Origin of the sequence: Arthrobacter sp. NPDC093125 (assembly GCF_044754225.1) — a bacterium.
Taxonomy (GTDB): Bacteria; Actinomycetota; Actinomycetes; order Actinomycetales; family Micrococcaceae; genus Arthrobacter.
Genome location: NZ_JBIVOQ010000003.1, coordinates 117,038 through 139,185 on the forward strand (window position 1 = coordinate 117,038; position 22,148 = coordinate 139,185).

General features: G+C 65.8%; 22 protein-coding genes and 1 pseudogene. 10 read left to right on the forward strand and 13 right to left on the reverse strand.

All coding sequences use genetic code 11. From position 1 onward, the window contains the following. Together ACIP9X_RS07800 and ACIP9X_RS07805 are read right to left on the reverse strand one after the other, a co-directional pair. Nucleotides 1-1,237: pseudogene (locus tag ACIP9X_RS07800) on the reverse strand (hypothetical protein); the annotation flags it as partial. Next, entirely contained in the window at nt 1,234-1,533 is a 300-nt protein-coding gene (locus ACIP9X_RS07805; RefSeq protein WP_400479151.1) for a hypothetical protein, read from the reverse strand. The gene ACIP9X_RS07805 and the pseudogene ACIP9X_RS07800, both read right to left, overlap by 4 nt. A 569-nt stretch (nt 1,534-2,102) precedes the next feature. Between ACIP9X_RS07805 and ACIP9X_RS07810 the strand changes: the two genes are divergently transcribed. Beyond that, complete coding sequence (locus tag ACIP9X_RS07810; RefSeq protein ID WP_400479152.1) at nt 2,103-3,563, forward strand: amino acid permease; 1,461 nt, start codon at nt 2,103-2,105, stop codon at nt 3,561-3,563. 206 nt (nt 3,564-3,769) lie between these two features. Here ACIP9X_RS07810 and ACIP9X_RS07815 read toward each other — a convergent pair whose 3' ends face one another. After that, nucleotides 3,770-3,946 carry a CsbD family protein gene (locus ACIP9X_RS07815; protein WP_400479153.1) on the reverse strand — a complete coding sequence of 59 codons (177 nt, stop codon included), beginning with the start codon at nt 3,944-3,946 and terminating at the stop codon, nt 3,770-3,772. 140 nt (nt 3,947-4,086) lie between these two features. Here ACIP9X_RS07815 and ACIP9X_RS07820 point away from each other — a divergent pair, with 140 nt between their 5' ends. The 4 genes from ACIP9X_RS07820 to ACIP9X_RS07835 all read left to right on the forward strand — a co-directional run bounded on the left by ACIP9X_RS07820 (nt 4,087) and on the right by ACIP9X_RS07835 (nt 7,581). Continuing rightward, nucleotides 4,087-4,545 (forward strand): SRPBCC family protein, encoded by a 459-nt coding sequence (locus ACIP9X_RS07820; protein WP_400479154.1) that lies wholly within the window; start codon nt 4,087-4,089, stop codon nt 4,543-4,545. A 104-nt stretch (nt 4,546-4,649) separates the two neighbouring features. Beyond that, complete coding sequence (locus ACIP9X_RS07825; RefSeq protein ID WP_400479155.1) at nt 4,650-5,861, forward strand: thiolase family protein; 1,212 nt, start codon at nt 4,650-4,652, stop codon at nt 5,859-5,861. A gap of 86 nt (nt 5,862-5,947) precedes the next feature. Then, nucleotides 5,948-6,697 (forward strand): enoyl-CoA hydratase/isomerase family protein, encoded by a 750-nt coding sequence (locus ACIP9X_RS07830; RefSeq protein ID WP_400479490.1) that lies wholly within the window; start codon nt 5,948-5,950, stop codon nt 6,695-6,697. Then, nucleotides 6,694-7,581: a 3-hydroxyacyl-CoA dehydrogenase family protein gene (locus ACIP9X_RS07835; protein ID WP_400479156.1), complete on the forward strand. Its 888-nt coding sequence runs from the start codon at nt 6,694-6,696 to the stop codon at nt 7,579-7,581. The genes ACIP9X_RS07830 and ACIP9X_RS07835 overlap by 4 nt, the downstream gene beginning before the upstream one ends. A gap of 8 nt (nt 7,582-7,589) precedes the next feature. Here ACIP9X_RS07835 and ACIP9X_RS07840 read toward each other — a convergent pair whose 3' ends face one another. The 3 genes from ACIP9X_RS07840 to ACIP9X_RS07850 form a co-directional block, all read right to left on the reverse strand. After that, nucleotides 7,590-7,817, reverse strand: coding sequence for a DUF6480 family protein (locus ACIP9X_RS07840; RefSeq protein WP_400479157.1), 228 nt, complete (start codon nt 7,815-7,817; stop codon nt 7,590-7,592). Nucleotides 7,818-7,865: 48 nt separating this feature from the next. Next, nucleotides 7,866-8,297 carry an SRPBCC family protein gene (locus ACIP9X_RS07845; protein WP_400479158.1) on the reverse strand — a complete coding sequence of 144 codons (432 nt, stop codon included), beginning with the start codon at nt 8,295-8,297 and terminating at the stop codon, nt 7,866-7,868. 75 nt (nt 8,298-8,372) lie between these two features. Next, on the reverse strand, nt 8,373-9,242 hold the full coding sequence (locus ACIP9X_RS07850; RefSeq protein WP_400479159.1) for an SGNH/GDSL hydrolase family protein: 870 nt from the start codon (nt 9,240-9,242) through the stop codon (nt 8,373-8,375). A gap of 234 nt (nt 9,243-9,476) precedes the next feature. On the opposite strand from ACIP9X_RS07850, the gene ACIP9X_RS07855 reads away from it, so the two are divergent. Together ACIP9X_RS07855 and ACIP9X_RS07860 are read left to right on the forward strand one after the other, a co-directional pair. Beyond that, nucleotides 9,477-10,208 (forward strand): tyrosine-protein phosphatase, encoded by a 732-nt coding sequence (locus ACIP9X_RS07855; protein ID WP_400479160.1) that lies wholly within the window; start codon nt 9,477-9,479, stop codon nt 10,206-10,208. After that, nucleotides 10,205-12,427, forward strand: coding sequence for a S1 family peptidase (locus tag ACIP9X_RS07860; protein WP_400479161.1), 2,223 nt, complete (start codon nt 10,205-10,207; stop codon nt 12,425-12,427). Before ACIP9X_RS07855 ends, ACIP9X_RS07860 begins: the two co-directional genes overlap by 4 nt. 13 nt (nt 12,428-12,440) lie before the next feature. Here the strand turns inward: ACIP9X_RS07860 and ACIP9X_RS07865 are convergent, their stop codons facing one another. Continuing rightward, nucleotides 12,441-13,202: an ABC transporter permease gene (locus ACIP9X_RS07865; RefSeq protein WP_400479162.1), complete on the reverse strand. Its 762-nt coding sequence runs from the start codon at nt 13,200-13,202 to the stop codon at nt 12,441-12,443. A gap of 40 nt (nt 13,203-13,242) precedes the next feature. Further along, nucleotides 13,243-13,596, reverse strand: a complete 354-nt coding sequence (locus tag ACIP9X_RS07870) for a PaaI family thioesterase (RefSeq protein ID WP_400479491.1) — start codon at nt 13,594-13,596, stop codon at nt 13,243-13,245. 373 nt (nt 13,597-13,969) lie between these two features. Between ACIP9X_RS07870 and paaZ the strand changes: the two genes are divergently transcribed. The 3 genes from paaZ (at nt 13,970) to ACIP9X_RS07885 (ending at nt 17,310) form a co-directional block, all read left to right on the forward strand. Continuing rightward, nucleotides 13,970-16,081, forward strand: a complete 2,112-nt coding sequence (gene paaZ / locus ACIP9X_RS07875; protein ID WP_400479163.1) for a phenylacetic acid degradation bifunctional protein PaaZ — start codon at nt 13,970-13,972, stop codon at nt 16,079-16,081. A 309-nt stretch (nt 16,082-16,390) separates the two neighbouring features. Continuing rightward, nucleotides 16,391-16,798 carry a VOC family protein gene (locus tag ACIP9X_RS07880; RefSeq protein ID WP_400479164.1) on the forward strand — a complete coding sequence of 136 codons (408 nt, stop codon included), beginning with the start codon at nt 16,391-16,393 and terminating at the stop codon, nt 16,796-16,798. Between the two features lie 170 nt (nt 16,799-16,968). Beyond that, the gene (locus tag ACIP9X_RS07885; RefSeq protein WP_400479165.1) at nt 16,969-17,310 is read left to right on the forward strand and encodes a hypothetical protein; all 342 of its coding nucleotides are present in this window, start codon (nt 16,969-16,971) and stop codon (nt 17,308-17,310) included. Nucleotides 17,311-17,381: 71 nt separating this feature from the next. Here the strand turns inward: ACIP9X_RS07885 and ACIP9X_RS07890 are convergent, their stop codons facing one another. The 5 genes from ACIP9X_RS07890 to ACIP9X_RS07910 form a co-directional block, all read right to left on the reverse strand. Continuing rightward, nucleotides 17,382-17,999 (reverse strand): TetR/AcrR family transcriptional regulator, encoded by a 618-nt coding sequence (locus ACIP9X_RS07890; protein ID WP_400479166.1) that lies wholly within the window; start codon nt 17,997-17,999, stop codon nt 17,382-17,384. An 84-nt stretch (nt 18,000-18,083) separates the two neighbouring features. Beyond that, entirely contained in the window at nt 18,084-19,454 is a 1,371-nt protein-coding gene (gene paaK / locus ACIP9X_RS07895) for a phenylacetate--CoA ligase PaaK (protein WP_400479167.1), read from the reverse strand. Nucleotides 19,455-19,464: 10 nt separating this feature from the next. Further along, the gene (locus ACIP9X_RS07900) at nt 19,465-20,049 is read right to left on the reverse strand and encodes a hotdog fold thioesterase (protein WP_400479168.1); all 585 of its coding nucleotides are present in this window, start codon (nt 20,047-20,049) and stop codon (nt 19,465-19,467) included. A 36-nt stretch (nt 20,050-20,085) separates the two neighbouring features. Beyond that, nucleotides 20,086-21,063 (reverse strand): type II CAAX prenyl endopeptidase Rce1 family protein, encoded by a 978-nt coding sequence (locus ACIP9X_RS07905; protein ID WP_400479169.1) that lies wholly within the window; start codon nt 21,061-21,063, stop codon nt 20,086-20,088. Between the two features lies 1 nt (nt 21,064). Continuing rightward, nucleotides 21,065-22,006 (reverse strand): lysostaphin resistance A-like protein, encoded by a 942-nt coding sequence (locus ACIP9X_RS07910; protein WP_400479170.1) that lies wholly within the window; start codon nt 22,004-22,006, stop codon nt 21,065-21,067. Nucleotides 22,007-22,148 lie beyond the last annotated feature (142 nt).

Below are 22,148 nucleotides of genomic sequence, written 5' to 3' on the forward strand. Positions count from 1 at the left end.
CGCGGTGGGCGCCGGCTGCGCTGTAGCGGGCGCCGATGGCTCCGTTGGTGATCCTTGCGCCGGTGGAGGGGGACCAGTAGATGTTCCCCCTCTGGAAACTCTGGACGCAGCCGCCTCCTGTCTGGCCACACGCCTCGTTGCCGGTCGGGTAGCCCAGCACGCCGCGGTGGGCGCCGGCTGCGCTGTAGCGGGCGCCGATGGCTCCGTTGGTGATCCTTGCGCCGGTGGAGGGGGACCAGTAGATGTTCCCCCTCTGGAAGCTCTGGACGCAGCCGCCTCCTGTCTGGCCGCACGCCTCGTTGCTGGTGGGGTAGCCGAGTATCCCGTTCTGCGCCCCCGCGCCCCGCCACTGCGCTGCAATACCGCCCCAGACAAAGTGGGCTCCTGAGGTGGGTGACCAGAAAATTGCGCCCTTGTCAAAGGCCTGGGAGCAGCCTCCGTTGATGAGTCCACAGGTCTCTGCTGACAGCGGCAGGCCAAGGACAGCCTCACCGCCGCTCAGGACCCAGCTGCTTCCGATTCCGCTCGTCGTCGAGAAAACCACAACCGCAGTGCCGGTCCACACTAATATTTTCCCGCTGGAGAATTTTTGGAACGTCTTGCCGGTGCGTGCCGTTTCATCGGTGACCGGATAGCCAAATGCGGCCCGGCCTCCGTTCTTATGCCAGTAGGGGCCAGTCTGTCCTGCCGACAGGAAGACCGGGTGGGCCCCGGTCGTTGAACTCCAGAAGATGGAGCCGCCTTCGAATGTCTGTACGCACGGCCCCGTGGTGCACGATTCATTTGATGTTGGGTTTCCCAGAACGCCGTCTGCGCCATTGAGGGCAATCCATTTGCTGCCTATGGCGCCGCCTGTTGGGAACTCCGGGTCGGCCGCTGGCGCAGGATCCGGTGCGGGATCGGGCGCGGGCTCCGGTTCTGGTTCGGGGGCCGGCGCTGGATCCGGGGCGGGCGCAGGAGGTTCCACAACAGGTTCCTGCGCTGGTTCGGAAAGCTCGGAGTTGGGTGCAGTGGTACCGGTATCGGCCTCTCCGGGCTCGGTCGTCCCGGCGCCGGGGGCGGGCACTGTTGCGCCCGGGTCTGTGCTCGTTGCCGGCGGTGTTGTGTCCGCCGTGCTGGCGGAGCCCGCAGGACCGCCCGGCTGAGTCGCGGAGTCTTCGGCCAGGGCGGGCGAGGCCGTCAGGGATCCGGCCGCGAAGCTCAGGAGCAGGGCAGCCGTCAGTAGTGTTTTTTTCATGGAGCATCCTTTGCCGAGACGACCGGTTCGCACTGACCCGCGGAGCCAGTGGTTTTCGCGAAGTTCTCGGCCGACACTTCAGCCGATTTCCCGGCCGGGACGGTTTCTGTGATGAGGGTGTGGCCCTGAACAGCCGCACCCACTGTCACCGCAACCGCCACCGTGTAGGTCTTGGCCTTCTCCGAAGCGTTGACCAGCGTCCCTTTGAAGGTCCAGGACCCGTCCGCGCCCGCTGAGCAGGAATGATTCTGCAGGTCTTTGATCGCATTTAGCGTGGTCGATACATCCGTCGGCAAGGATGGTGCCGTGGTCGGTGGTGCGGAGATCAGCGGCGTTTCCGATCCCGCCGTCGAACCCGTTGTTGCCGTTGCTGAGGCAGGCGCCGATTCGCTTGCACCCGGTCCGCCAGGACCGGAGCCGCCGCCTGAACACCCGGCAACTGCCAGCAGCAAAACTGCAGGCAGTAGTGCTCTTATTCTCATAGTCCCCCCTGAGGAATGGCACGAGTGCCATTTGCCCACGCAGGCGGCGTGGTCGCCGGAGAGAGACGCACGTCGCCCCCCATGGTGCAAAGGGTATCCGTAAATGCTCCTGAGCAGGAGTGTTTTTATCCATTCGAAATAGAAGCTGTGCCGGCGGGTCGCCGGGAGGGCGGCGGCAGCTGGAAATGTTGTGCGCGTCACGAAGCACCGGCGGAATCTTGTACTATGGACAGGTCGCGCGAAGCTTCGGTGCTTCATGAGTTTTGGTACACATACGGCCCTCAAGAGGGGCCGGAACGCGAATTATCTGTACAAAAACTCCAGGTTTCCCAACCGGCAGTAATCCCGACCTGCGGCAACACCACAACCTACAAGGAACAGCTGTGCCTCAAATTACCCCCACAGAAGTTGAGAGCCGGACGGCCCCATCCGTCGCCGTCGACTCGACCCTCAGCGCCGAGGGCTACAAGAAGACCCTGGGCAGGCGCCACGTCACCATGATCGCCATGGGCGGCGCCATCGGCGTCGGCCTCTTCATGGGAGCCGGCGGACGCCTCGCCTCCACCGGCCCGGCCTTGATTTTCTCCTACGCCATCGCCGGCGTCATCGCCTACCTCCTCATGAGGGCACTGGGCGAACTCATCATGTACCGCCAGACCTCGGGCTCCTTCGTCAGCTACGCCGGTGAAATGTTCGGCAAGAAGGGCGCCTTCCTCTCCGGGTGGATGTACTTCATCAACTGGGGCATGACCGGTATCGCGGAACTGATCGCGATCGGCCTGTACTTCCAGTTCTTCTTCCCGAACGTGCCGGTCGAAGCCTCCGCCATCGCTGCTCTGGCGCTCCTCGTGGCAGTGAACCTGCTGAGCGTCAAGGCTTTCGGTGAGTTTGAATTCTGGGCGTCCTGCCTCAAGGTCGGCGCCATCCTGATCTTCCTGGCCGTCGGTACCTTCATGGTGCTCACCAACGCCCAGGTCGGCGACGGCAACGCCTCTGTTGCCAACCTCTTCGCGGCCGAGGGCGGGATGTTCCCCAAGGGCGCCCTCGTCATGGTCCTGGTGCTCAACGCAGTGATCTTCGCCTACAACGGCATCGAACTCGTCGGCATCACCGCCGGCGAGATGCAGAACCCGGAACGCGAAGTGCCCAAGGCGATCCGCGCCGTCGTGCTCCGCATTGTGGTCTTCTACGTCGGCTCCGTGACGCTGCTGGCGATGCTGCTGCCGTCCGACCAGTACAAGGCCGGCGTCTCCCCGTTCGTCACCGTGTTCGGCCAGATGGGCCTCGGCTGGGTGGGTGACGTCATGAACATGATCGTCATCACCGCAGCCCTGTCCTCCTGCAACTCGGGCCTGTACTCAATCGGCCGCGTCTTCCGCACCATGGCCAACAACGGCCACGCACCGCAGTGGCTGACCCGGATGTCGAAGCGGCACGTCCCGTACGCAGCGATCCTGGCCATCGCAGCGTTCTACCTGGTGGGCATCCTCCTTAACATCTGGCTGGGCGGCTCCCACGCATTCGACCTCGCGCTGAACACCGCCTCCATCGGCGTGATCTTCACCTGGGGCGCCATCTTCGCCAGCCAGATCGCGCTGCGCCACCGCAAGGGCATCACGTCCAGCCTCCCGATGCCCGGGTCCCCGTGGACCAGCTGGGCCGGACTCCTGGGCCTGCTCGCCATCACCGTGCTGATCGGGTTCGACACCATGACCAGCAAGAGCGGCGAGGTGTTCTACCTCGGACTCTGGACCCTTGCCACCATCCCCTTCTTCGCACTGCTGCTGTGGCTCGGCTGGCAGAAGGTCAAGAACAACGAACCGAAGAGCGAGCTGTACAGCTAGTTCCTTCTGCTTCGCATGATCACGACGTTCGCTGAGTGGTCACGACGGCGGGCCCTCCTTTGTGAAGGCGCCCGCCGTCGGCGTTTTCGGGGGACCACGCGTATTCCTGGATGGAGGTTTGAGCCCCTCCTCATGCAACAACGACGACGGCGGACACCCCCCAAGGAGAGTCCGCCGTCGTCGTGCTTTTATGTAGGTTTTTGGACCTAGTCCTTCTTGAAGCCGTCCTTGACGTCTTCCCCGACCTTCTTGGCGTCGGCCACAACCTGGTCCTTCTGGCCTTCGGCCTTCAGCCGGTCATTGTCCGTTGCGTTACCTGCAGCTTCCTTGGCCTTGCCGCCCAGGTCTTCTGCTGCATTCGCAATCTTGTCTCCGATACCCATGGTGTTGACCACCTTCCGTTGTCGGTTGCTCTGACAAAGCCATTTCAGGCTAACACAAAGCATGCTTACTATTACCCTCCCTACCTGAAGGTGTGGTGATTTCCGTGTTCCTTGTCCGTACCCCGGGCTAGGCTCGAACCATGAATCACAGCACCAGCCTGACGCAGCACGTGAACGCAAGCGCCGAAAAGGTGTGGGCGGTCATCTCGGACATCCCCGGCTCGGCCGCGACGCTTTCCGGCGTCGAATCCATCCAGATGGTCAGCGAGGGGCCCTATCGCGAGGGGACGCGCTGGAAGGAAACACGCTCCGTGTTGGGGCGGCGGGAAACGGTGGAAATGTGGGTTTCGGAGGCGGACCCGCCGCGGAGCACCACCGTCATGGCGCTGCACGGCGGCGCCGAATACACGTCCCGGTTTGAGTTGGCCGAGCGCGACGGGGGTACGGACCTCACGCTGACCTTCGGCGCCGAAGTTCTCCGGCCCACGGTGGTCAGCAAGGTAATGATGGCGCTGTTCGGCAAGCTTGGCATGAAGGCTACGCGGAAGTCCCTGGCGAAGGACCTCGCGGAAATCGCGGCCAAAGCGGAGTCGCTGTAGGGAAAGGCACGGTTGACCGGAGAATCCTGCCGTGTAATCTTTATAGAACGAACGGTCGGTAAATTATTCGTTCCGGCCCAGCTCCCTGCGTAAAGGATGTTCTCATGGTCGAGGCTTTTCTGGTTGGCGGTGCCCGTACCCCGGTAGGGCGCTACGGAGGCGCGCTTTCTGCAGTGCGGCCGGACGACCTTGCTGGGTTTGTGGTCCGCGAAGCCGTGGCCCGCGCAGGAGTGGACCCGGATGCCATTGATGAAGTAATTCTCGGAAACGCCAACGGCGCGGGCGAAGAGAACCGCAACGTCGCCCGCATGGCCACTATCCTGGCCGGACTTCCCCTGCACATCCCCGGCATCACGGTGAACCGCCTCTGCTCCTCAGGCCTGAGCGCCATCATCATGGCCAGCCAGATGATCAAGTCCGGCGCCGCTGACATCGTGGTGGCCGGCGGCGTGGAGTCCATGAGCCGTGCGCCCTGGGTGCAGGAGAAGCCGCAGACGGCCTTCGCACGGCCCGGTGATATCTTCGACACTTCCATCGGCTGGCGCTTTGTGAATCCGGCCTTCAAGAAGGGCGAGCTGTCCCGCGACGGGAAGATGACTTTCTCGATGCCGGAAACGGCCGAGGAAGTCGGCCGCGTTGACGGCATTTCCCGCGAGGACGCCGACGCCTTTGCCGTCCGTTCCCATGAAAGATCCATCGCCGCCATCGAGGCCGGCCGGTTCAAGGATGAAATCGTTCCGGTGACCGTCAAGACCCGGAAGTCCGAGAAAGTCGTGGACACGGACGAAGGCCCCCGCCCGGAGACCTCCATGGACGTGCTCGCCGGACTCCGCCCGGTGGTGCACGGCGGTTCTGTGGTCACGGCAGGCAACTCGTCCTCCCTGAACGACGGCGCCTCCGCGATCATCGTGGCCTCCGAAGCGGCCATCCAGCGGCTTGGCCTCACGCCCCGCGCCCGCATCATCGACGGTGCCTCTGCCGGGTGCGAACCGGAGATCATGGGCATCGGCCCGGTGCCGGCGACCCAGAAGGTGCTCAAGCGGAGCGGTCTCAGCGTCGGTGACCTGGGCGCCGTCGAACTTAATGAGGCATTCGCCACCCAGTCCCTGGCCTGCATGCGGCGTTTGGGGCTTGAGCCGGACATCGTGAACAACGACGGCGGTGCCATCGCTTTGGGGCACCCGCTGGGTTCCAGCGGCTCACGGATCGCCATCACCCTGCTCGGCCGGATGGAACGCGAAGACGCGCGGATCGGGCTGGCCACCATGTGCATCGGCGTCGGCCAGGGCACGGCCATGCTGCTGGAGCGCGTGTAGTGGCGGGACCGGACAGTGCGAACGGGGACAGCGCGAACCAGGACAGTGCGAACGGACACTTAAGCACCCACAACTTCAGCACCCTCCTGGTTGAGGAGCGCGACGACCGCGTGGTCGTGCTCCTCAACCGGCCGGAAGTCCGCAACGCGATCGACCAGCAGATGGTGGACGAACTCCACCTGGTCTGCGCGGCGCTCGAGCGGAATCCCCGGGTCCTGATCATCGCCGGCGTCGAGGGTGTGTTTGCCTCCGGGGCCGACATCGCCCAGCTGCGTGAGCGGCGGCGCGGTGACGCGCTGCAGGGCATCAACTCAACGATCTTCGTCCGCATCGCCAAGCTGCCCATGCCTGTCATTGCGGCGCTGGACGGCTTCTGCCTCGGCGGCGGTGCGGAGCTGGCATATGCCGCCGACTTCCGCATCGGCACACCAAGCGTCCGGATCGGCAATCCGGAAACGGGCCTGGGCATCCTGGCCGCGGCCGGTGCCAGCTGGCGGCTGAAGGAACTGGTGGGCGAACCGGTGGCCAAGGAAATCCTGCTGGCGGGACGCGTCCTGCGCGCCGAAGAGGCGCTTGCAGTCAACCTCATCACCGAGATCCACGAGGCTGCCGTGCTGATGGACGGCGCGCACCAGCTCGCCGACCGCATTGCCCGGCAGGACCCGCTGGCGGTACGGATCACAAAGTCCGTTTTCCATGCGCCCTCCGATGCCCACCCGATCATCGACCAGCTGGCCCAGGGCATCCTTTTTGAGTCCCAGGCGAAGTTCGACCGGATGCAGGCATTTCTGGATAAGAAGACAGCCAAGAAAGACGAGAAGAAGACACAGTCATGAGCAATTCGACACTGCCGGCCCGGCCTCCCATCACCGTCCTTCCTGACACTGTCGGCGTTCTCGGCGGCGGGCGCATGGGGGCCGGAATCGCCCACGCCTTCCTCATCAACGGAGCCACCGTGGTGGTGGTCGAGCGCGACGGCGATGCTGCCGCCGGCGCCCGCACGCGGGTCGCCGCTGCGGTTTCGAAGTCCGCAGCGCGCGGCGTTCTGAACGGATCTCCGGAGGACGTTCTGGCTCGGTTCAGCACCTCCACCGATTACGCGGCGTTTGCCAGTTGCGGCCTCGTGGTGGAGGCCGTTCCCGAGGACTTCGAGCTGAAGGTCAGCGCCCTGAAGGCTGTGGAGGAGCAGCTGGCCGCCGGGGCGTTCCTGGCCTCGAATACCTCCTCGCTCTCAGTCACCGATCTTGCAGCGCAACTCCAGCGTCCGGCCAACTTCGTGGGGCTCCACTTCTTCAACCCCGTGCCGGCGTCCACGCTCATTGAAGTGGTGCTCGGCGGGGAGACTTCCGAGGAGCTGGCAGCCGCAGCGAAAGGGTGGACGGAAGCGCTCGGCAAGACCGCCGTCGTCGTCAATGACGCTCCCGGTTTCGCCTCATCACGCCTTGGCGTGGCGATTGCCCTGGAGGCCATGCGCATGGTGGAGGAGGGCGTCGCCTCCGCGGCGGACATAGACAACGCCATGGTGCTCGGCTACAAGCACCCCACCGGACCGCTGCGGACCACGGACATCGTGGGCCTGGACGTGCGGCTGGGCATAGCCGAATACCTGCAGTCGACCCTGGGGGAGCGCTTCGCGCCGCCGCAGATCCTCCGGGACAAAGTGGCCCGCGGCGAGCTCGGCCGGAAGACGGGCAAGGGCTTCTTCGACTGGGCTGACTAGGTTCCTGGCTACAGCAGGCCGACGATGTAGCCGATGAAGAAGACCAGGCACAGCAGGACGACGATGCCGATCGTCACCATGGCTACAACCTGTATCCCTTTTCGGGCGCCCTCATCGTGTCCCTGCGGGCCGCCGGTGGACGCTTCCCCCGGCGGCGTCTCGCCAGGAGGCACGCCCCCGCCGGGTTCCAGCCCGGTGAGCTTGTCTTCGAGGGGATCTGGATTCTGACCCGACACGATGTCCTCCTTGCAGTGGTTCGGATGAGGCGGATGTGCTGATTGCTGTCAAAGGGAGTTGAGCTTTTGGCGCAATCCTTCCAGCGCCGGATCGCGCAACGACGTAAAGGCGGGTCCGAGGAAGGGCTGCAGCAGCTTCAACGGGCCCTTCATCGCGAACTCCGCTGTGTAGAGGACGTCGCAGCCGGGTCCGGTGGAGCGCACATCGATGGAATCGAACGCCACCACCTTCTCGTTTTCGCCGCGCAGCTTGATGTGGTTGTCGAACAGTTCGATGACCTCGTACTCGAGGAACTGGCGCTTGCCCCGGAACAGGACCTCGCTGCGGTAGCGGTGCCCGAGCGCGAGCGGGCCCGCCGAAAGCTTCTCCACTTTTTCGATCCAGGGGTCCCATTCGGCGGTGTTCTCGAACGCGGACAAATAGGCGAAGGCTGTCCGCGCCGGCAGCGAAGCGCTGACTGTACCCGCAACCTTGATCATTGCTTCAGCCTAGCGAGACAACCTGATCCGCACACGTGCTTTCAGGGGCGGATCCTGAAAGCACGTGCTCAGCAGCTACCGGGTGAGTACCGCCTCAAGGGCCCCTTGATAACCGTGGAAGTGTCCCGCCTCATTGGGGTGAAACACGTCTGCGGGCCGCTCTTCGGGAGCGCAGCTGAGAGTCGCCGAGCAGACCGGCCGCGGTCCTACAATCCAGGGTTGCGCGGACCCGACGCCGCGGTTGGTGAACCGCTGCGTGACGCTCACATACCCCACACGGTTGGCGACGGCGGAGACGGCAATGGTGGCATTCAGGAGATCGGCGGCGGCGTTGACGGTCGTGGCCATCGACTTCTGCTCAGTGGTCATGAAATTGTTGACGGTGAACAGCCGCGGATACCCGGTAAGGATAATCTTGGCCCGAGGCGCCTTGCTCTTGATCACCGCGACCATGGCCTTGATCTTCGCCGGCAGCTGGGGAAGCTTGACGGCAATCGAGTTGATGATCGCCGCATCGCATTCCGGAGTCGAGACCAGTGCCGCGCATTGTGCAGTAGCGCCGGCGGCATCGATGTCGTTCCCTCCCACGGTGACGGTGATGTGGGAGGCATGTTTGACGGTGCGCGCCATGCCCGGATCATTCGCGGCGGCCGTCACCATTCTGGAGACGTCGGCGGTTGTGGCGCCGGCGCACGCAAGGTTGAGGCCGCCAAGAGCTTTGGAGTAAGCCGCATCGGTCTGTATGCACGGCGGCAGACCCTCAAATGCGGGCCCTGCAACATACGGCCCGCCTCCGATCCCCGCTGCATAGGAGTCGCCAAGACCGACATACGACGGGCCAGGATCAGCGGAAGCGGGGGCGGAGAACACGCCGGTGCTGAGTGCCAGGACGGCGATGACTCCCGTCATGCGGGCGGTGCGGCGTCGGAGCATTTTGGTTATCACGATGAAACCCCTCTTTCAGGGAAGCCATGGGCGCGCAGGGAATGCTGCAGGACATCGGCGGGCGATGACGAATGCCCGCCATGTGGCAGGCATTGAAGACTTTCGGTGCGGCGCGGTGCGCATGGGCCTTAGGGTACTCCCGGGCAGAACGGTGCGGACCAGTGCGCGGTACCCGTTTTTCCGCCGTGTCGTTCCGCACTACTTGGTCCGCATCCCGTGCGGCTGGTGAGGAAGATGTGGTTAGCTGTCTGCGTGAAGGCGAGGGAGCAGGTACCGGTTGGCTGGGACGGGGCCGTAAACGCCTGGCGCGTGGCTGGCTCCGTGTACCGGATGGGCAGGCGTGAGTGGCTCACCGCTGCCGGTTGGCAGCAGGCATACGACGACGGCGTCCGGACCGTCATCGACCTCCGGAATCCTGCCGAGCGGCAGCCGCGGCCCGCGGATCCGGAGGTGGGGGAAGCGCTCGCTCCCTTCGACGTCGTCCACGCTCCTACGGAGGACCCGGACCATCCGGAATTCAAGGCACTCTGCGTCCCCTACCTCAACGATCCGGCCTTCTACGCTGCCAACGCGCGCTTTTTTCCGGACAGGCTCGCCGGCGTGTTCAGGAGCGTGGCCAAGTCTCCCGGCGGCGTCGTGATCCATTGTTCCGCCGGCCGGGACCGCAGCGGCATGATCGCTGCCATGCTCCAAGACCTCGCCGGCGCAACTGATGACGACATCGTTTCCGCCTACCAGGCCGCGATGCGCGGCATCAATGAGCGCCACCGCACCATGACAACGCCGCATCCCCACGAGCGGTACCTGGACCAAGACGAGCTGGCACCGCTCCTGGAAATTCGAGGTGCCGGCGTCCTGCAGTTCGTGAGGTCGCTGAAGACCAGGGACTACCTGCTCACGCACGGCGTCACGCCAGCCGAGCTGGACAGAATCCTCTTGTTGCTTGGTGCGAGGGGTGGCCTGTGACGTTCCATGGATACGCTCCCGGCGCTCGCCGTGGAGCGGGCCGCCGTGCTGCCCTCGGGATCGTGGCGATGCTCGCCTTCGGCACTGCCGCGGCTTCAGCGCCGGCGTATGCAACCGAGGAAAGCCCGACGCCGGCAGTCACCAATGAGGCAGCGGCCGGTAAGTCAGTGGCCGGGCACACAGCCACAGCCCCTGCACCTGGCGACGAGAGCCTGGCCGAGGCAGTAGCGCGCGACCTGGGCATGACCTTGGCGGAGTTCAACGCCGCGGGCGCGCAGGCGAAGCGTGCAGCCGACGCCCTGGCCGTACTCCGGGACCTGCCGGGTTTCGTTGCGGTCCGGTTGCAGGACGGGCGCATTCAGGTGGAAGGCTCGGGCCCGGAACTGGAAAACCGCGTTGTCGCGCTCAACAAGGCCAGCGGGACCGGAAGGGACGAGTTCGTCCTCGTTAGCTCCGCTCCGGGCCAGACCCCGGATGAGCCTACGGAGTCCTCGGCGGATCCCGCCCCGGCGGCCGATGCAGCAGCCGAGACCGCTGCAGCCGAGAGCGCGGGAGGCGTGGAGCTTCAGGCCAACAGCGTCGAGCAGCTCTACCGGGCATACGTGCGCGAGGTGGGGCCCGTCGGGCTTCAGGCCGTGGCCGAGGCTGACGGGAAATTCATTATCCGCACCGGGGACGTGAATTCACCTGAGACTGCGGGGCAACCCGGCAGTCAGCGCCCGGAGGGGGACGGATCAGCTGGCGAGGCCGGCGGGCAAGCCGGTGCGCAGGCTGATAACCAAGGTGATAACCACGGAGGTAAAGCTTCCGGCACACCTGTCATGTCGCCGTCGGACTTTGTCTCAAAGTACGCCAACGTGGTGCTGGAACAGGGCGAACCGCTCGCCAGCGAAGAGGATTTCCTCGGCGGCCAGGGGTACCGGGTCGACGGGGGCGGAGTGGTTTGCTCCGCGGGCTTCAGCGCGTTCAGCCCTGCGGGTGAGCCGCTGGTGCTCACCGCCGGGCATTGCGCCGACGACGGTGCCGCCAAGCTTGCCGAGGTCACGCTGCCGGCCGGCGATCCCGCCGGCGGCGCCGGTGCAGGAAGCGCTGTCACCGGTGACCTGGGAACGTTCGGCTTCAGCCAGTTCGGCGGGCCCGGGAATGCCTGGATTACCGGGGACCTGGACAACCCGGGAGAGCCCGGCAGGGACATCGCCGTGGTCGAATCAATCCGTGCAGACCTGGATGTCCTGCCAGCCGCAACGACGTGGGAGGACCCGGCCAACCTGGGGAAGGGCTCCGTGCAGATCGTAGGCTCCGCGGCGCCGGTCGTCGGGCAGTTCGTCTGCCGCTCCGGCCGGACCGAGGGCTGGTCGTGCGGCGCCGTGGACGAGGTCGGGATCTACGTCGTCGGCGGCCCCTCCGGAGAGCCGGACGACCTGAGGTCATTCAGGGGATTCCTGTCCTATTCCGTGCAGTCCGCCGGGGGCGACTCCGGTGGTCCGTGGATCAGCGGCAATTACGCGGTCGGCACGCACTCGGCCGGTAATTCCCGGAGGTCCCTGGAAAATTACGCGGTGGCCGCCACACTGCAGGATTCGCTCCAGGTGCTGCCCGGCGTCGAACTCCGACTGTTCCTCAACAAGCCTGTGCTGACCACACCCCTGCCTCCAGGACCGATTGCGGAGGGACAGAGCGTCTCGGGACAGATTCCCGCGCTCCCCGGAACGAGTGTTCCGGCCGGCTCCAGTGTCCGGATTACCTTTCCGGCCATGGAGCCGTTGGAGGTTCCAGCTGACGCGGATGGCAGGTGGTCCTTTGTTGCGCCCGCCTCCACAATCCAGTTCTCGGCGCAGGCCATCAACGGGTTCAGCAGCTCAGCCATCACCTCGTTGCGGAGCCCGGCACACCCAGTGATGCCGGCGCCGGCCCCGCCTGATCCGGACCCGTCCCTTCCGGCCACCGGTGGGCCAGGGGGCAGCGGTGCAACGGGAGAGGATACGCCAGCCGGGTCGAAGCCAGTGCGCCCCGTTACGCCCGCAGTGCTGGCCCCGGCGCCTGAGCCGTCCGTCGTGGCCGTGCAGCTGCAGGGCCACGCCAACTCCTGGGCGGTCCCGACGGCGGCTGCGCTCGCGGACACCGGAGCTTCCGGACTGCTGCTGGCAGCCGGAGGGGCCGCGGCCGCCCTGATCGTGGGCGGGTTGCTGCTGGTTGCCGCACGCCGGCGTCGCCGTTAGCCCAGCTCCCGGCCTAAGGCATCCGGGCGGGCTGCCTGCGGACGGGGGCGAGCATATGCACCAGCATCACCGCCGTCACGGAGCCGGCGGCCACGATCGAGGCCAGCACCACAATCTGGAAGCGACCTGCCTCCAGCGGGGAGAGCCCGCCGAAGATGGCGCCCACGAACGCCCCTGGGAGCGTGACAAGGCCGGTGGTCTTCGTCTGGTCGACGGAGGGTATGAGGGCGGAAGCGACTGCATGCCGCGCCATATCCCTGGTGGCCTGCCGCGGCCTGGCGCCCAGTGCAAGCCACGCCTCCACGACGTCCCACTGGTCTATGACGGCCTCGTTGAACCGGCGGCCTGCCAGCGCCGCGATGGTCATCGAGTTGCCTATGACAATGCCGCCGATTGCCAGCGCGTAGCGGCTGGTGAATTCGATCGATCCCGTGGCGAAAATGATGATGAGGGTCAGGACGATGCCGGCCGCCATCGACGAGCTGACCATGGCGAGGTGTGCCCAGCTCCAGCCGAGGCGGTGCGTGGCGGTTGCGGAGGCTACGAGGAACATGACGCCCAAGGCAACCGCCACCCAGGTGCCGCTGGTGATCACGGCCCCCAGGATCAGGCTCACCGCTGCGAGCTGCGCAGCGCCGCGGACAACGGCGAGGGCCGGTGAGTACGCGTGGGGTACACGGAAGCCCGAAAGGACGGCGGCCGTCAGCACCATCAGGAGGCCGATGGCAAGCAGGGTGGGGCCCAGGACGGGACCCAGGCTGGTCACTTCACTCACGCGCCCAGCCTATCCGCGGGCTGGCCGGGGAGCGTGCAGGCTAGACCTTGGGCGCCAGCAGCAGGTTGGTGATCCGCAGTGTGCAGAGCCGCTGGCCGGCGTCGTTGGTGATCAGCACCTCATGGGTGGTGAGGGTGCCGCCCAGGTGGATGGGGGTTGCCGTGATGGTGATGAGTCCGCTGCGCGCCGACTTGTGGTGTGTCGCGGAAACGTCCACCCCCACCGCCGTCTTGCCCAGCGTGCTTGCGTGGATGACGGCGGCCCAGGAGCCCACCGCCTCGCCGACGGCCAGCGATGCGCCGCCGTGCAGCAGCCCGAACGACTGGCGGTTCCCTTCGACGGGCATGGTGGCCACCACGCGCTCCACCGACTGCTCGAGGATTTTCACGCCCATCTTCTCGTCGAGTTCACCGAGCGTGATCTTCCAAAGTTCCCGCGCAGGTTTGGGGGCTGCCGGTTTTGTGGCTGCAGGCTCCTGGGCTGCAGGGTCATGGCCTGCGCGCTCTTGGAAAGCAGGCTCCGCGGCCTGCAGGTCCACGTTGCGGGGCTGGGGCGTCATTTTTGGTCTCCTCGTACGGTTCGAACACGGCGCCGGGACGCGGCGGGGGACTGGCAGGAGTGCTGTACTCCCAGTTTGCAGCGCTAGTGTGCAGCGCGGGACATTCATGTACTGTAGACATATTACCGAACGGACGGTCAGTAATACGCTGGCCTGTTTCCCGGATCGCCCGGATTTGTATGTTCCGCGTTGGAAGGACCCGTCAACGATGACCACAACCGCTACCGCTCCCCAGCCCGCCCTGGACACCGTGGAGACCGTGCCGAGTTTCGTGCAGGACTCCTGGTGGACGCCCGACGCCGGTTCGGCAGCTTCCGCCGTGCCCGTGCGTGATGCGAGCACCGGCGAAATCCTGGCGAAGGTGAGTACGGACGGACTGGACCTTGCCGCCGTCGTGGATTACGGCCGCACCACCGGCCAGACCGAGCTTGGCAAGCTGACCTTCCACCAGCGTGCCCTCAAACTCAAGGAGCTGGCGCAGTACCTGAACGCCCGCCGCGAGCACTTCTACACCTTCTCGGCGCAGACCGGCGCCACGAAGATCGACTCCATGATCGACATCGACGGCGGCATCGGCGTGCTGTTCACGTTCGGCTCCAAGGGCCGGCGCGAACTCCCCAATTCCCAGGTGGTAGTGGACGGGCCCATGGAGGTGCTGTCCAAGGACGGCTCGTTCGTCGGTGAGCACATTTACACGCGTATTCCGGGCGTAGCCGTGCAGATCAACGCCTTCAACTTCCCCGTCTGGGGCATGCTGGAAAAGCTCGCCCCAGCGTTCATCGCCGGCGTTCCCACGATCGTGAAGCCGGCAACCCCCACAGGCTACGTCGCGGCTGCCGTGGTGAAGGCGATCATCGAATCCAACATCCTGCCCAAGGGCTCGCTGCAGCTCATCTCCGGCTCTGTCCGCGGGCTCCTCGACGTGCTGGACTACCGCGACCTTGTGGCCTTCACCGGATCCGCGTCCACCGCGCAGTCCCTCAAGGCGCACCCGAACGTGGTGCTGGGCGGCGTGCGCTTCACGTCCGAGACTGACTCCCTGAACGCCGCGATCCTCGGGCCGGACGCGGTGGAAGGGACGCCGGAGTTCGACGCCTTCATCAAGTCCGTCGTCACCGAAATCACGGTCAAGGCCGGCCAGAAGTGCACCGCAATCCGGCGTGCGATCGTGCCCCAGGAACTGGTTCCGGCGGTCGTTTCCGCCATCGGCGCCCGGGTTGACCAGCGCGTCGTGCTCGGTGACCCCCGCGCCGAAGGTGTCACCATGGGTGCCCTGGCGTCGGTGGAGCAGCTCAACGACGTCCGCGCGGCCGTGCAGTCCATGATCGACGCTGGCGGTGAGCTGGCGTACGGAACGCTCGATTCGCCGTCGGTCACCAACGCGGACGGCGCACGGGGCGTGGCCGAGGGCGGCGCCTTCATGTCCCCGGTCGTGCTCAGCTGGGCCGACGCCGAGGCGGACCAGGTGCACTCCCTCGAGGCCTTCGGTCCCGTTTCGTCCGTGATCGGATACAAGGACATTCCCGACGCCGTCCGTCTCGCCGCCCGCGGCGGCGGCTCGCTCGTCGCCTCGGTCTGCACCAACGATCCCGCTGTCGCGCAGGAACTGGTCACGGGGATCGCAGCCCACCACGGCCGCGTGCTCATGCTGAACCGCGAGGACGCACGTTCGTCAACGGGTCATGGTTCCCCTGTCCCGCACCTGGTCCACGGCGGACCCGGACGCGCCGGCGGGGGCGAGGAACTGGGCGGCATCCGCTCCGTCATGCACCACATGCAGCGCACGGCCATCCAAGGTTCGCCCAACATGCTGACCGCGGTGACTGGTGTCTGGCACACCGGGGCCGACCGCAACTTCACCCAAGAAACCGAAGGCACGCACCCCTTCCGGAAGTCCCTCGAGACGCTGCGCATTGGCGACGCCGTCCGGTCGGACCTGCGGGAGGTCTCCCTGGAAGACATCACGGCCTTCGCCAACTCCACGGGCGACACCTTCTACGCCCACACCAACCAGGAGGCCGCCGAAGCCAACCCGTTCTTCCCGGGCATCGTGGCGCACGGTTACCTGCTGCTGGCCTGGGGTGCCGGGCTGTTCGTCGAGCCGGCTCCGGGCCCCGTCCTGGCCAACTATGGCCTGGAAAACCTGCGCTTCATCACCCCCGTGGCGGCAGGCGACTCCATCCGCGTCACGCTCACCGCCAAGAGGATCACCCCGCGCGAGACCGACGAGTACGGCGAGGTGGCTTGGGACGCCGTCCTGACCAACCAGAACGACGAAATCGTGGCAACCTACGACGTCCTCACCCTCGTGGAAAAGTAACCCTCCCGCAGGTCCTGCGGGTTTTTTCCTGACCCTCCCGCAGGTCCTGCAGCTTACCCGGGGACGCTCCCTCAGGTCTTGAGGCGTTCCCGGGGACGCTCCTGCAGCTTTTGCAGCAATTCCAAGGATGCTCCCTCACCTATGGCAGGTTTTTCCCCAACCCTCCATCAGATCCTGCGGCTACCCCGGGAACGCTCCCTCACCTCGGTATGCGTGGTGAGGAACGGTCTGGACACACGTCCGAGAGAAATTTCCCGAGATCTTTATCGACGCAGCGGGCTTAAAATGTCCCCCGTAGGAGGTGGCAAAATGACCCTAGTACTCAACAAAGCCACAACTGTCCTGCCCGTGGATGACAAAGAGCGCGCCCGTCGTTTTTACGCGGAAACACTTGGCCTTCCTCATCGCGGCGTGGCAGACGACGGAAGCGAACTGTTTGGCAGTGAAGGCGGCCCGATGCTGCAACTGATGCCTGTGAGGGACGGAAAGCACTCGGAACACACCACAATCAGTTTCGAAGTCACGGATATCGAACGGACGGTTCGGGATATGGAAGCCAAGGGCGTCCATTTCCAGGACTATGACCTGCCGGATCTCAAGACTGAGAATCACATCTGTACGACCGACGCCGAGAAATGCGCATGGTTCATGGATACGGAAAATAACATTCTCTGCGTTCATGAAAGCATGGGGCAGCAGGCTGAATACCAGCTCTGACCGCGCCACTCAGCACTTCTTCAGAACCCTTCCTCAGCCCCTGAGGGAGGGTTCGATTTTTCCCTGCGGGATGTGCGGGAGGGTGGGGGTTTTGGCGGCGGGAGGTGCGGGAGGGTTCCGAATCAAAAGCGCCGCTGTTAGGTTGGTCAAACCCAAAACCAGGAGGAAAGATGAGCGACTCACCTGAACGGAACGATCTGCCGCTTCCCGACTACGACCACATCCCGCTTGGCACCCTGCCTTCCCGAATCCACTCCTTGGATACCGGTGGCGTGGAGGCGCTGCTGGCGTACGAGCAGGCGCACGGGAACAGGCTGCCAGTGGTGCAGGTCCTGCAGTCCAGGCTGGAGGCACTGCGCGGCGGGGCTGAGCCCAGCGGATCCCTTCCCCATGACATGCCCGAGGTAAGCCAGGGTCACGGCGGGTCCCCTGTCAGTCCCGAGACTGCGGGGCCTCCGGTCAACCCGCCGTCGCAGGGTGTTCCCACGAACCCTGCCCAGCCCCGGACGTGAGCTGGCGCTGCTGAGTTACTAAGCGTCCCTGAATTCCTACTGTCAGCCCCGGCCGCCGGCTGGGGCTGGGCCTAGGGTTTCGCGTGGAGGCCGTCGAACGCCATGGTGATGAGGTCGTCGGCCAGCTTCTTGGGCGACAGCGATCCGCCGGGTTTGTACCACTCAACGATCGAGTTGATGGTGCCGAAGAGGAGGCGGGTTACGGTGCGGGGGTCGATGTCCTGCCGCAGCGATCCCTCGTCGCGGGCCGCGGAAATAAGCTCCGCCACCTTGTGGTCGAAGGACCGGCGGCGTTCCATGGCGTTGCGCTCTATGTCCGTGTTGCCGCGCAGCCGCAGCAGCAGCGTGACGAACGGCAGCCGCTCCACCAGCACCGCGATGGTCTCGCGCAGCACGAATTCAAGCCGGGCGTCGGCGGCCCCGGAGGTCGCACCTGGCTGCTCCAGAATGGCCTCGAGGCCGCCAAGGGCATGGTCCAGCGCCAGCTTGAGAAGGTCGCCCTTGGACGGCACATGGTGGTAGATCGCCGATTTCGAGATGCCCAGGTTCTCGGCGAGGATGCCCATGGATGTGGCGTCGTAGCCGTGGCGGTTGAAGACGTCGACGGCGATGAGCAGCACGGATTGCTGGTCGTATCCGGGACGGCCGCGCTTTGTGGGTGCTGATGTACTGGCTGCTGTGCTGGGCATACCGCCTATTTTCTCATGAACGTTCGGTCGACATGGGCAAGGGGTCGATGTGGCCGGCCCCTCAGCCGGCCACAGCGAAGCCGTCTAGCCCTTCGGCCGCAGGTCGTAGATCCGGCGCAGCTTGCCGTTCGAGCGCTCAAGCGAGCCGGGCTCCACGACGTCCACGGTGCACGAAGAACCCACGTGGATCTTGATCTGTTCCTTCAGGGCGCGGGCCGCCGTCGTGCATTGCTCGTCGGTGACGTTGTCGCGGCGCTCAATCCTGACCGTCAGCTGGTCCATGCGCTGGCCCTCGGGCCGGGTGAGCTCGAGCTGGAAGTGGGGGCTGAGCTCGGGGATGCGCAGCGCGATTTCCTCGATTTGGGACGGGAAGAGGTTCACGCCGCGCAGGATGATCATGTCGTCGCTGCGGCCGGTGATGCGGCCCATGCGGCGGTGTGCCGGACGGGCGGTGCCGGGGAGCAGGCGCGTGAGGTCCTTGGTGCGGTAGCGGATGATCGGCAGGGCTTCTTTGGTGAGCGACGTAAAGACGAGCTCGCCGTGTTCGCCGTCGCGCAGCACGTTTCCTTTGCCCGGTGCAGGGTTGAAGGGGTCGATGATTTCGGGCCGGAAGTGGTCCTCCCAGATGTGGCTGCCGTCCTGCGTCTCCACTGCCTCGCCGGCGACGCCGGGTCCCATGACCTCGGACAGGCCGTAGATGTCGCAGGCTTTGATGTTCAGGGTGACTTCGAGTTCGTGGCGCATCTCCTGCGTCCACGGCTCGGCGCCGAGCACCGCGTACTTGAGGGACGTGGAGGTGGGGTCAATGCCCATGTGTGCCATGGCATCGGCGATCGTAAGCAGGTACGTCGGCGTGGCCAGGATGACGTCGGGTTCGAAGTCCTGGATGAGCTGGATCTGGCGCTCGGTCTGGCCGCCGGATATGGGGATGACGGTGCAGCCGAGTGCCTCGGCGCCGGCGTGGGCGCCGAGGCCCCCGGTGAAGAGGCCGTAGCCGTAGGCATTGTGCACCTTCATTCCGGGGCGGACGCCGGATGCGCGGAGGCAGCGGGCCACGAGCTTGGCCCAGTCGGCCAGGTCCTGCTTGGTGTAGCCGACGACGGTGGGCCGGCCCGTGGTGCCCGAGCTGGCGTGCACCCGGGCTACTTCGCTCTGCGGCACGGCGAACATGCCGAAGGGGTATTCCTGGCGCAGGTCTTCCTTGGTGGTGAACGGGAAGTTGCCGAGGTCGGACAGTTCGCGGAGGTCCGCGGGGTGGATGCCGGCTTCGTCGAACTTGCGTTTGTACAGGGGCACCCGGTCGTAGGCGTAGGCCACCGTGTGCTGCAGGCGGCTGAGCTGCAGCGCCTCGAGCTCGTCCCGGGACATGGTCTCCTCCGGGTCAAGGACTGCCTCGGTTGCAGGAGTTGCCGCCGCTGAGGATGCGGCGTGGGGGTCTGTGGCGTGGAGGGTCATGATGGGGTTCCTACTTCTTGGGGATGGTGCGGCTGCGCCCGCGGAACTCGGCAATGAGTTCCCCCGGCTCGCCGGGGCTGATCTCGGAGCCGGGGTCGGCGGCGAAGATCTGGACGTCGTACAGGCCGCTGCGGCCGGCGCTGGAGCGACGGTGCGCGACGGCGGTGATCACCTGGCCCTGGAAGGCCGGCTTGAGGAAATTGATGTCGACGCCGGAGGCAACAGTGATGCTGTCCGATCCGGCACCGGCGGAGCCGGCGTCTGAGGCGGCGGCTGTGTCTGTCGTTGCGGCAGCGTTCGCTGTCCCGTCAGCGCCGACAGTCCCGGCGGCGGCGCCGGGGGTTTCGCCGTTGTTCAGAAGCGGTCCGGCCGCCGGGGCGGCAGGGTTGCATGCGAGGGCGAACGCGGTGTCGCCGAAGGCGAAGATCATTCCGCCGTGGGCCATGCCGAAGCCGTTGAGCATTTCCTGCCTGAGGGTCATTCGGATGGATGCCTCACCGTCGCCGAGGGCCAGGACCTCGATGCCCATCCACTCGGAGGCGTAGTCGTTCTCGAGGATCGGGTGGGTCTGCCCCGAAACCGTTGTTCCAGCCATGCGTCATTGCCTCCAGCTTTATTTACCGAATGTTCATTAGGTAATCCCATGGAGGGGCCTCGTGTCAAGAGTGCGGGCAAGCCGCCAGGGTCCCGCGAACGCGATCACGACCAGCGCCGCCAGTACATGCAGCAGCGCCAGCGTCCACCACAAGGTGAGGTAGTCAGGGCCTGCGAAAGCGGGAAAGACGACTGCTCCTGCGGTATTGAACATGGCGTGGAAGACCATGCAGAGGGGGACGCTTCCGATGGCGTTCTGCTCGCTGGCGCGCCGGCCTACCCTGGAAGCGGCGGTGCCGTTGTAGATCCACGCCAGCAGCACGGATTGCGCGATCACCATGAGCAGGAAGGGGACCGGCGGACGCTGCCCTGTGGGGTCCGATGCCAGTTCGGGAAGGTGCCAGAGGGCCCACACGACGCCGAGGAGGAGGGCCGCGCCGAGCGCTGTGTGGTTCCGCTGCAGCAGGGGCAGCGCATAGCCGCGCCAGCCGAGCTCTTCGAACAGACCCACGATCACCAAGGTCGATGCGAATGTTCCGATAAGCATGAGCCAGCCCGGATTTGGCGCCAGATCCCGGGCCGGAGCACCGCCCGCCACCGTCAGCGCCGCGGAGAGTGCGACCATCAGGCAGGGCAGTCCGATGGCCGCCAGGTACCAGCGGCCGGGAATCCGCCAGCGGCCGAGCTGGCGCACGAGCCGGAGCAGGCCGTCCTGCCCCTCCGAGAGAAGGGTCACCGCCACGGCGGCCACGGCCGGTCCGAAGGGGGCCATGGGGGAGCTCTGCGGGTTGAGCAGGGTCAGCGGCCAGATCAGCCAGGAGATGAGGAAGGCCAGTATGAAAAACAGCGTGAGCCGGCGGCGGACGGTCCAGGTGCCGCGGCGATGGTTTCGCTGCATCGCGGCACGCGCGCCTGCCCGCCCGCGCTGCAGTCCGTGTGCAGTGAAGCGCCCGGCCCTTCCCTGCGCGGCACGCCCCACAGGCCCGGATCCCTCTGCGGGCTGATGGTGGACCATGTCACTCCTCCCTCGGGTTCGTCCGCATGCCCGCGGGCCGGTGCTTAAGTATCCGTTCGGGCTGGGGCTGGTGCTTAAGTGTCCGTTCGGGCTCGGGTGGTTGGCCGCCTGAGGCCCGGGATGCACGCCAGGCGCGGGAGAGACGGGACGCACCGGCGTGGACTGCGGCAATGACCCCGAGCAGTGCCACCACGGCGGCAATCTGCTGCCAGTCGCCGTCGAACACGTCCAGCTTTGTCGACGCGGAGGCGTTGAAGGAGGCGTGCAGCAGGCCCACTATGAGCAGGCTGTAGCCCGTGCTGAGGTAGGCCAACCCCATGAGGGCGCGGAAGAACGGGGCGAACAGGAACAGCACCGCCCAGGAGAGTGCCACGTCTGTCCAGGGTGTTCCGGCGAAGCCTTTGTCGGCGAAGGCGAAGGGCAGGTGGATGAGCGCGAAGGGGATGGCCGTCAGCAGCGCCGCGATGGCCGGTCCCTGCCGGTCCATGAGCCTGTGCTGCACCACGCCGGTCCAGGCGAGTTCCTCCCAGATGTTGCCGAGCAGGGCGCCGATGATCAGGGTGTTCAGCAGATAGTTGCCGAGCAGCGGCCACCAGCCGGCCGAGGGCTGGTGGAACGTTCCGGTGGCCAGTGCGATGAGCACTGTCAGCACGGGAAGGGCGAGCAGCGCTGCCGCCCACCAGCCAAGGCCGACCCGCCAGCGGAAGGCCCGGCGGAAGAGCTCCCGCAGGGCGGGCCTGCCGTAGGCTGCGCCGGTGACCAGGACGGCCGTGCCCAGCAGGATGAGCAGTTCGGCGAGGATTCCCGGCAGGATGTTTCCCAGCAGCAGGAGGGACAGGATCTGCCCTGTCCAGGAGAGCGTTATGGCAATCAGCAGGAAGGCCGCTACGGGATGGTCTTTGATGAGGGAGAGCGGAGCGGCAGGGCCGTTGTGATCATTCATCAGCAGTACCGTCGTTCGGATTCACCGGTTAGGGACGGGCGTGGCGAACGCCGCCACGTGCCCGAATGAGCGCTGAGCCGCTGACGTGGGGATCAACACCATTGTGTGCCCCCGAAAGACTGCGAACAAGTGAAAGTATGGA

Bases quoted from the DNA above. Each gene is read 5' to 3' on its own strand.
- ACIP9X_RS07825 (WP_400479155.1), top strand. From the start codon at position 4,650: ATGGTCGAGGCTTTTCTGGTTGGCGGTGCCCGTACCCCGGTAGGGCGC.
- ACIP9X_RS07815 (WP_400479153.1), bottom strand. From the start codon at position 3,946: ATGGGTATCGGAGACAAGATTGCGAATGCAGCAGAAGACCTGGGCGGC.
- ACIP9X_RS07820 (WP_400479154.1), top strand. From the start codon at position 4,087: ATGAATCACAGCACCAGCCTGACGCAGCACGTGAACGCAAGCGCCGAA.
- paaK (WP_400479167.1), bottom strand. From the start codon at position 19,454: ATGACCCTCCACGCCACAGACCCCCACGCCGCATCCTCAGCGGCGGCA.
- ACIP9X_RS07885 (WP_400479165.1), top strand. From the start codon at position 16,969: ATGAGCGACTCACCTGAACGGAACGATCTGCCGCTTCCCGACTACGAC.
- ACIP9X_RS07880 (WP_400479164.1), top strand. From the start codon at position 16,391: ATGACCCTAGTACTCAACAAAGCCACAACTGTCCTGCCCGTGGATGAC.
- paaZ (WP_400479163.1), top strand. From the start codon at position 13,970: ATGACCACAACCGCTACCGCTCCCCAGCCCGCCCTGGACACCGTGGAG.
- ACIP9X_RS07900 (WP_400479168.1), bottom strand. From the start codon at position 20,049: ATGGCTGGAACAACGGTTTCGGGGCAGACCCACCCGATCCTCGAGAAC.
- ACIP9X_RS07835 (WP_400479156.1), top strand. From the start codon at position 6,694: ATGAGCAATTCGACACTGCCGGCCCGGCCTCCCATCACCGTCCTTCCT.
- ACIP9X_RS07910 (WP_400479170.1), bottom strand. From the start codon at position 22,006: ATGAATGATCACAACGGCCCTGCCGCTCCGCTCTCCCTCATCAAAGAC.
- ACIP9X_RS07870 (WP_400479491.1), bottom strand. From the start codon at position 13,596: ATGGGCGTGAAAATCCTCGAGCAGTCGGTGGAGCGCGTGGTGGCCACC.
- ACIP9X_RS07890 (WP_400479166.1), bottom strand. From the start codon at position 17,999: ATGCCCAGCACAGCAGCCAGTACATCAGCACCCACAAAGCGCGGCCGT.
- ACIP9X_RS07845 (WP_400479158.1), bottom strand. From the start codon at position 8,297: ATGATCAAGGTTGCGGGTACAGTCAGCGCTTCGCTGCCGGCGCGGACA.
- ACIP9X_RS07855 (WP_400479160.1), top strand. From the start codon at position 9,477: ATGTGGTTAGCTGTCTGCGTGAAGGCGAGGGAGCAGGTACCGGTTGGC.
- ACIP9X_RS07905 (WP_400479169.1), bottom strand. From the start codon at position 21,063: ATGGTCCACCATCAGCCCGCAGAGGGATCCGGGCCTGTGGGGCGTGCC.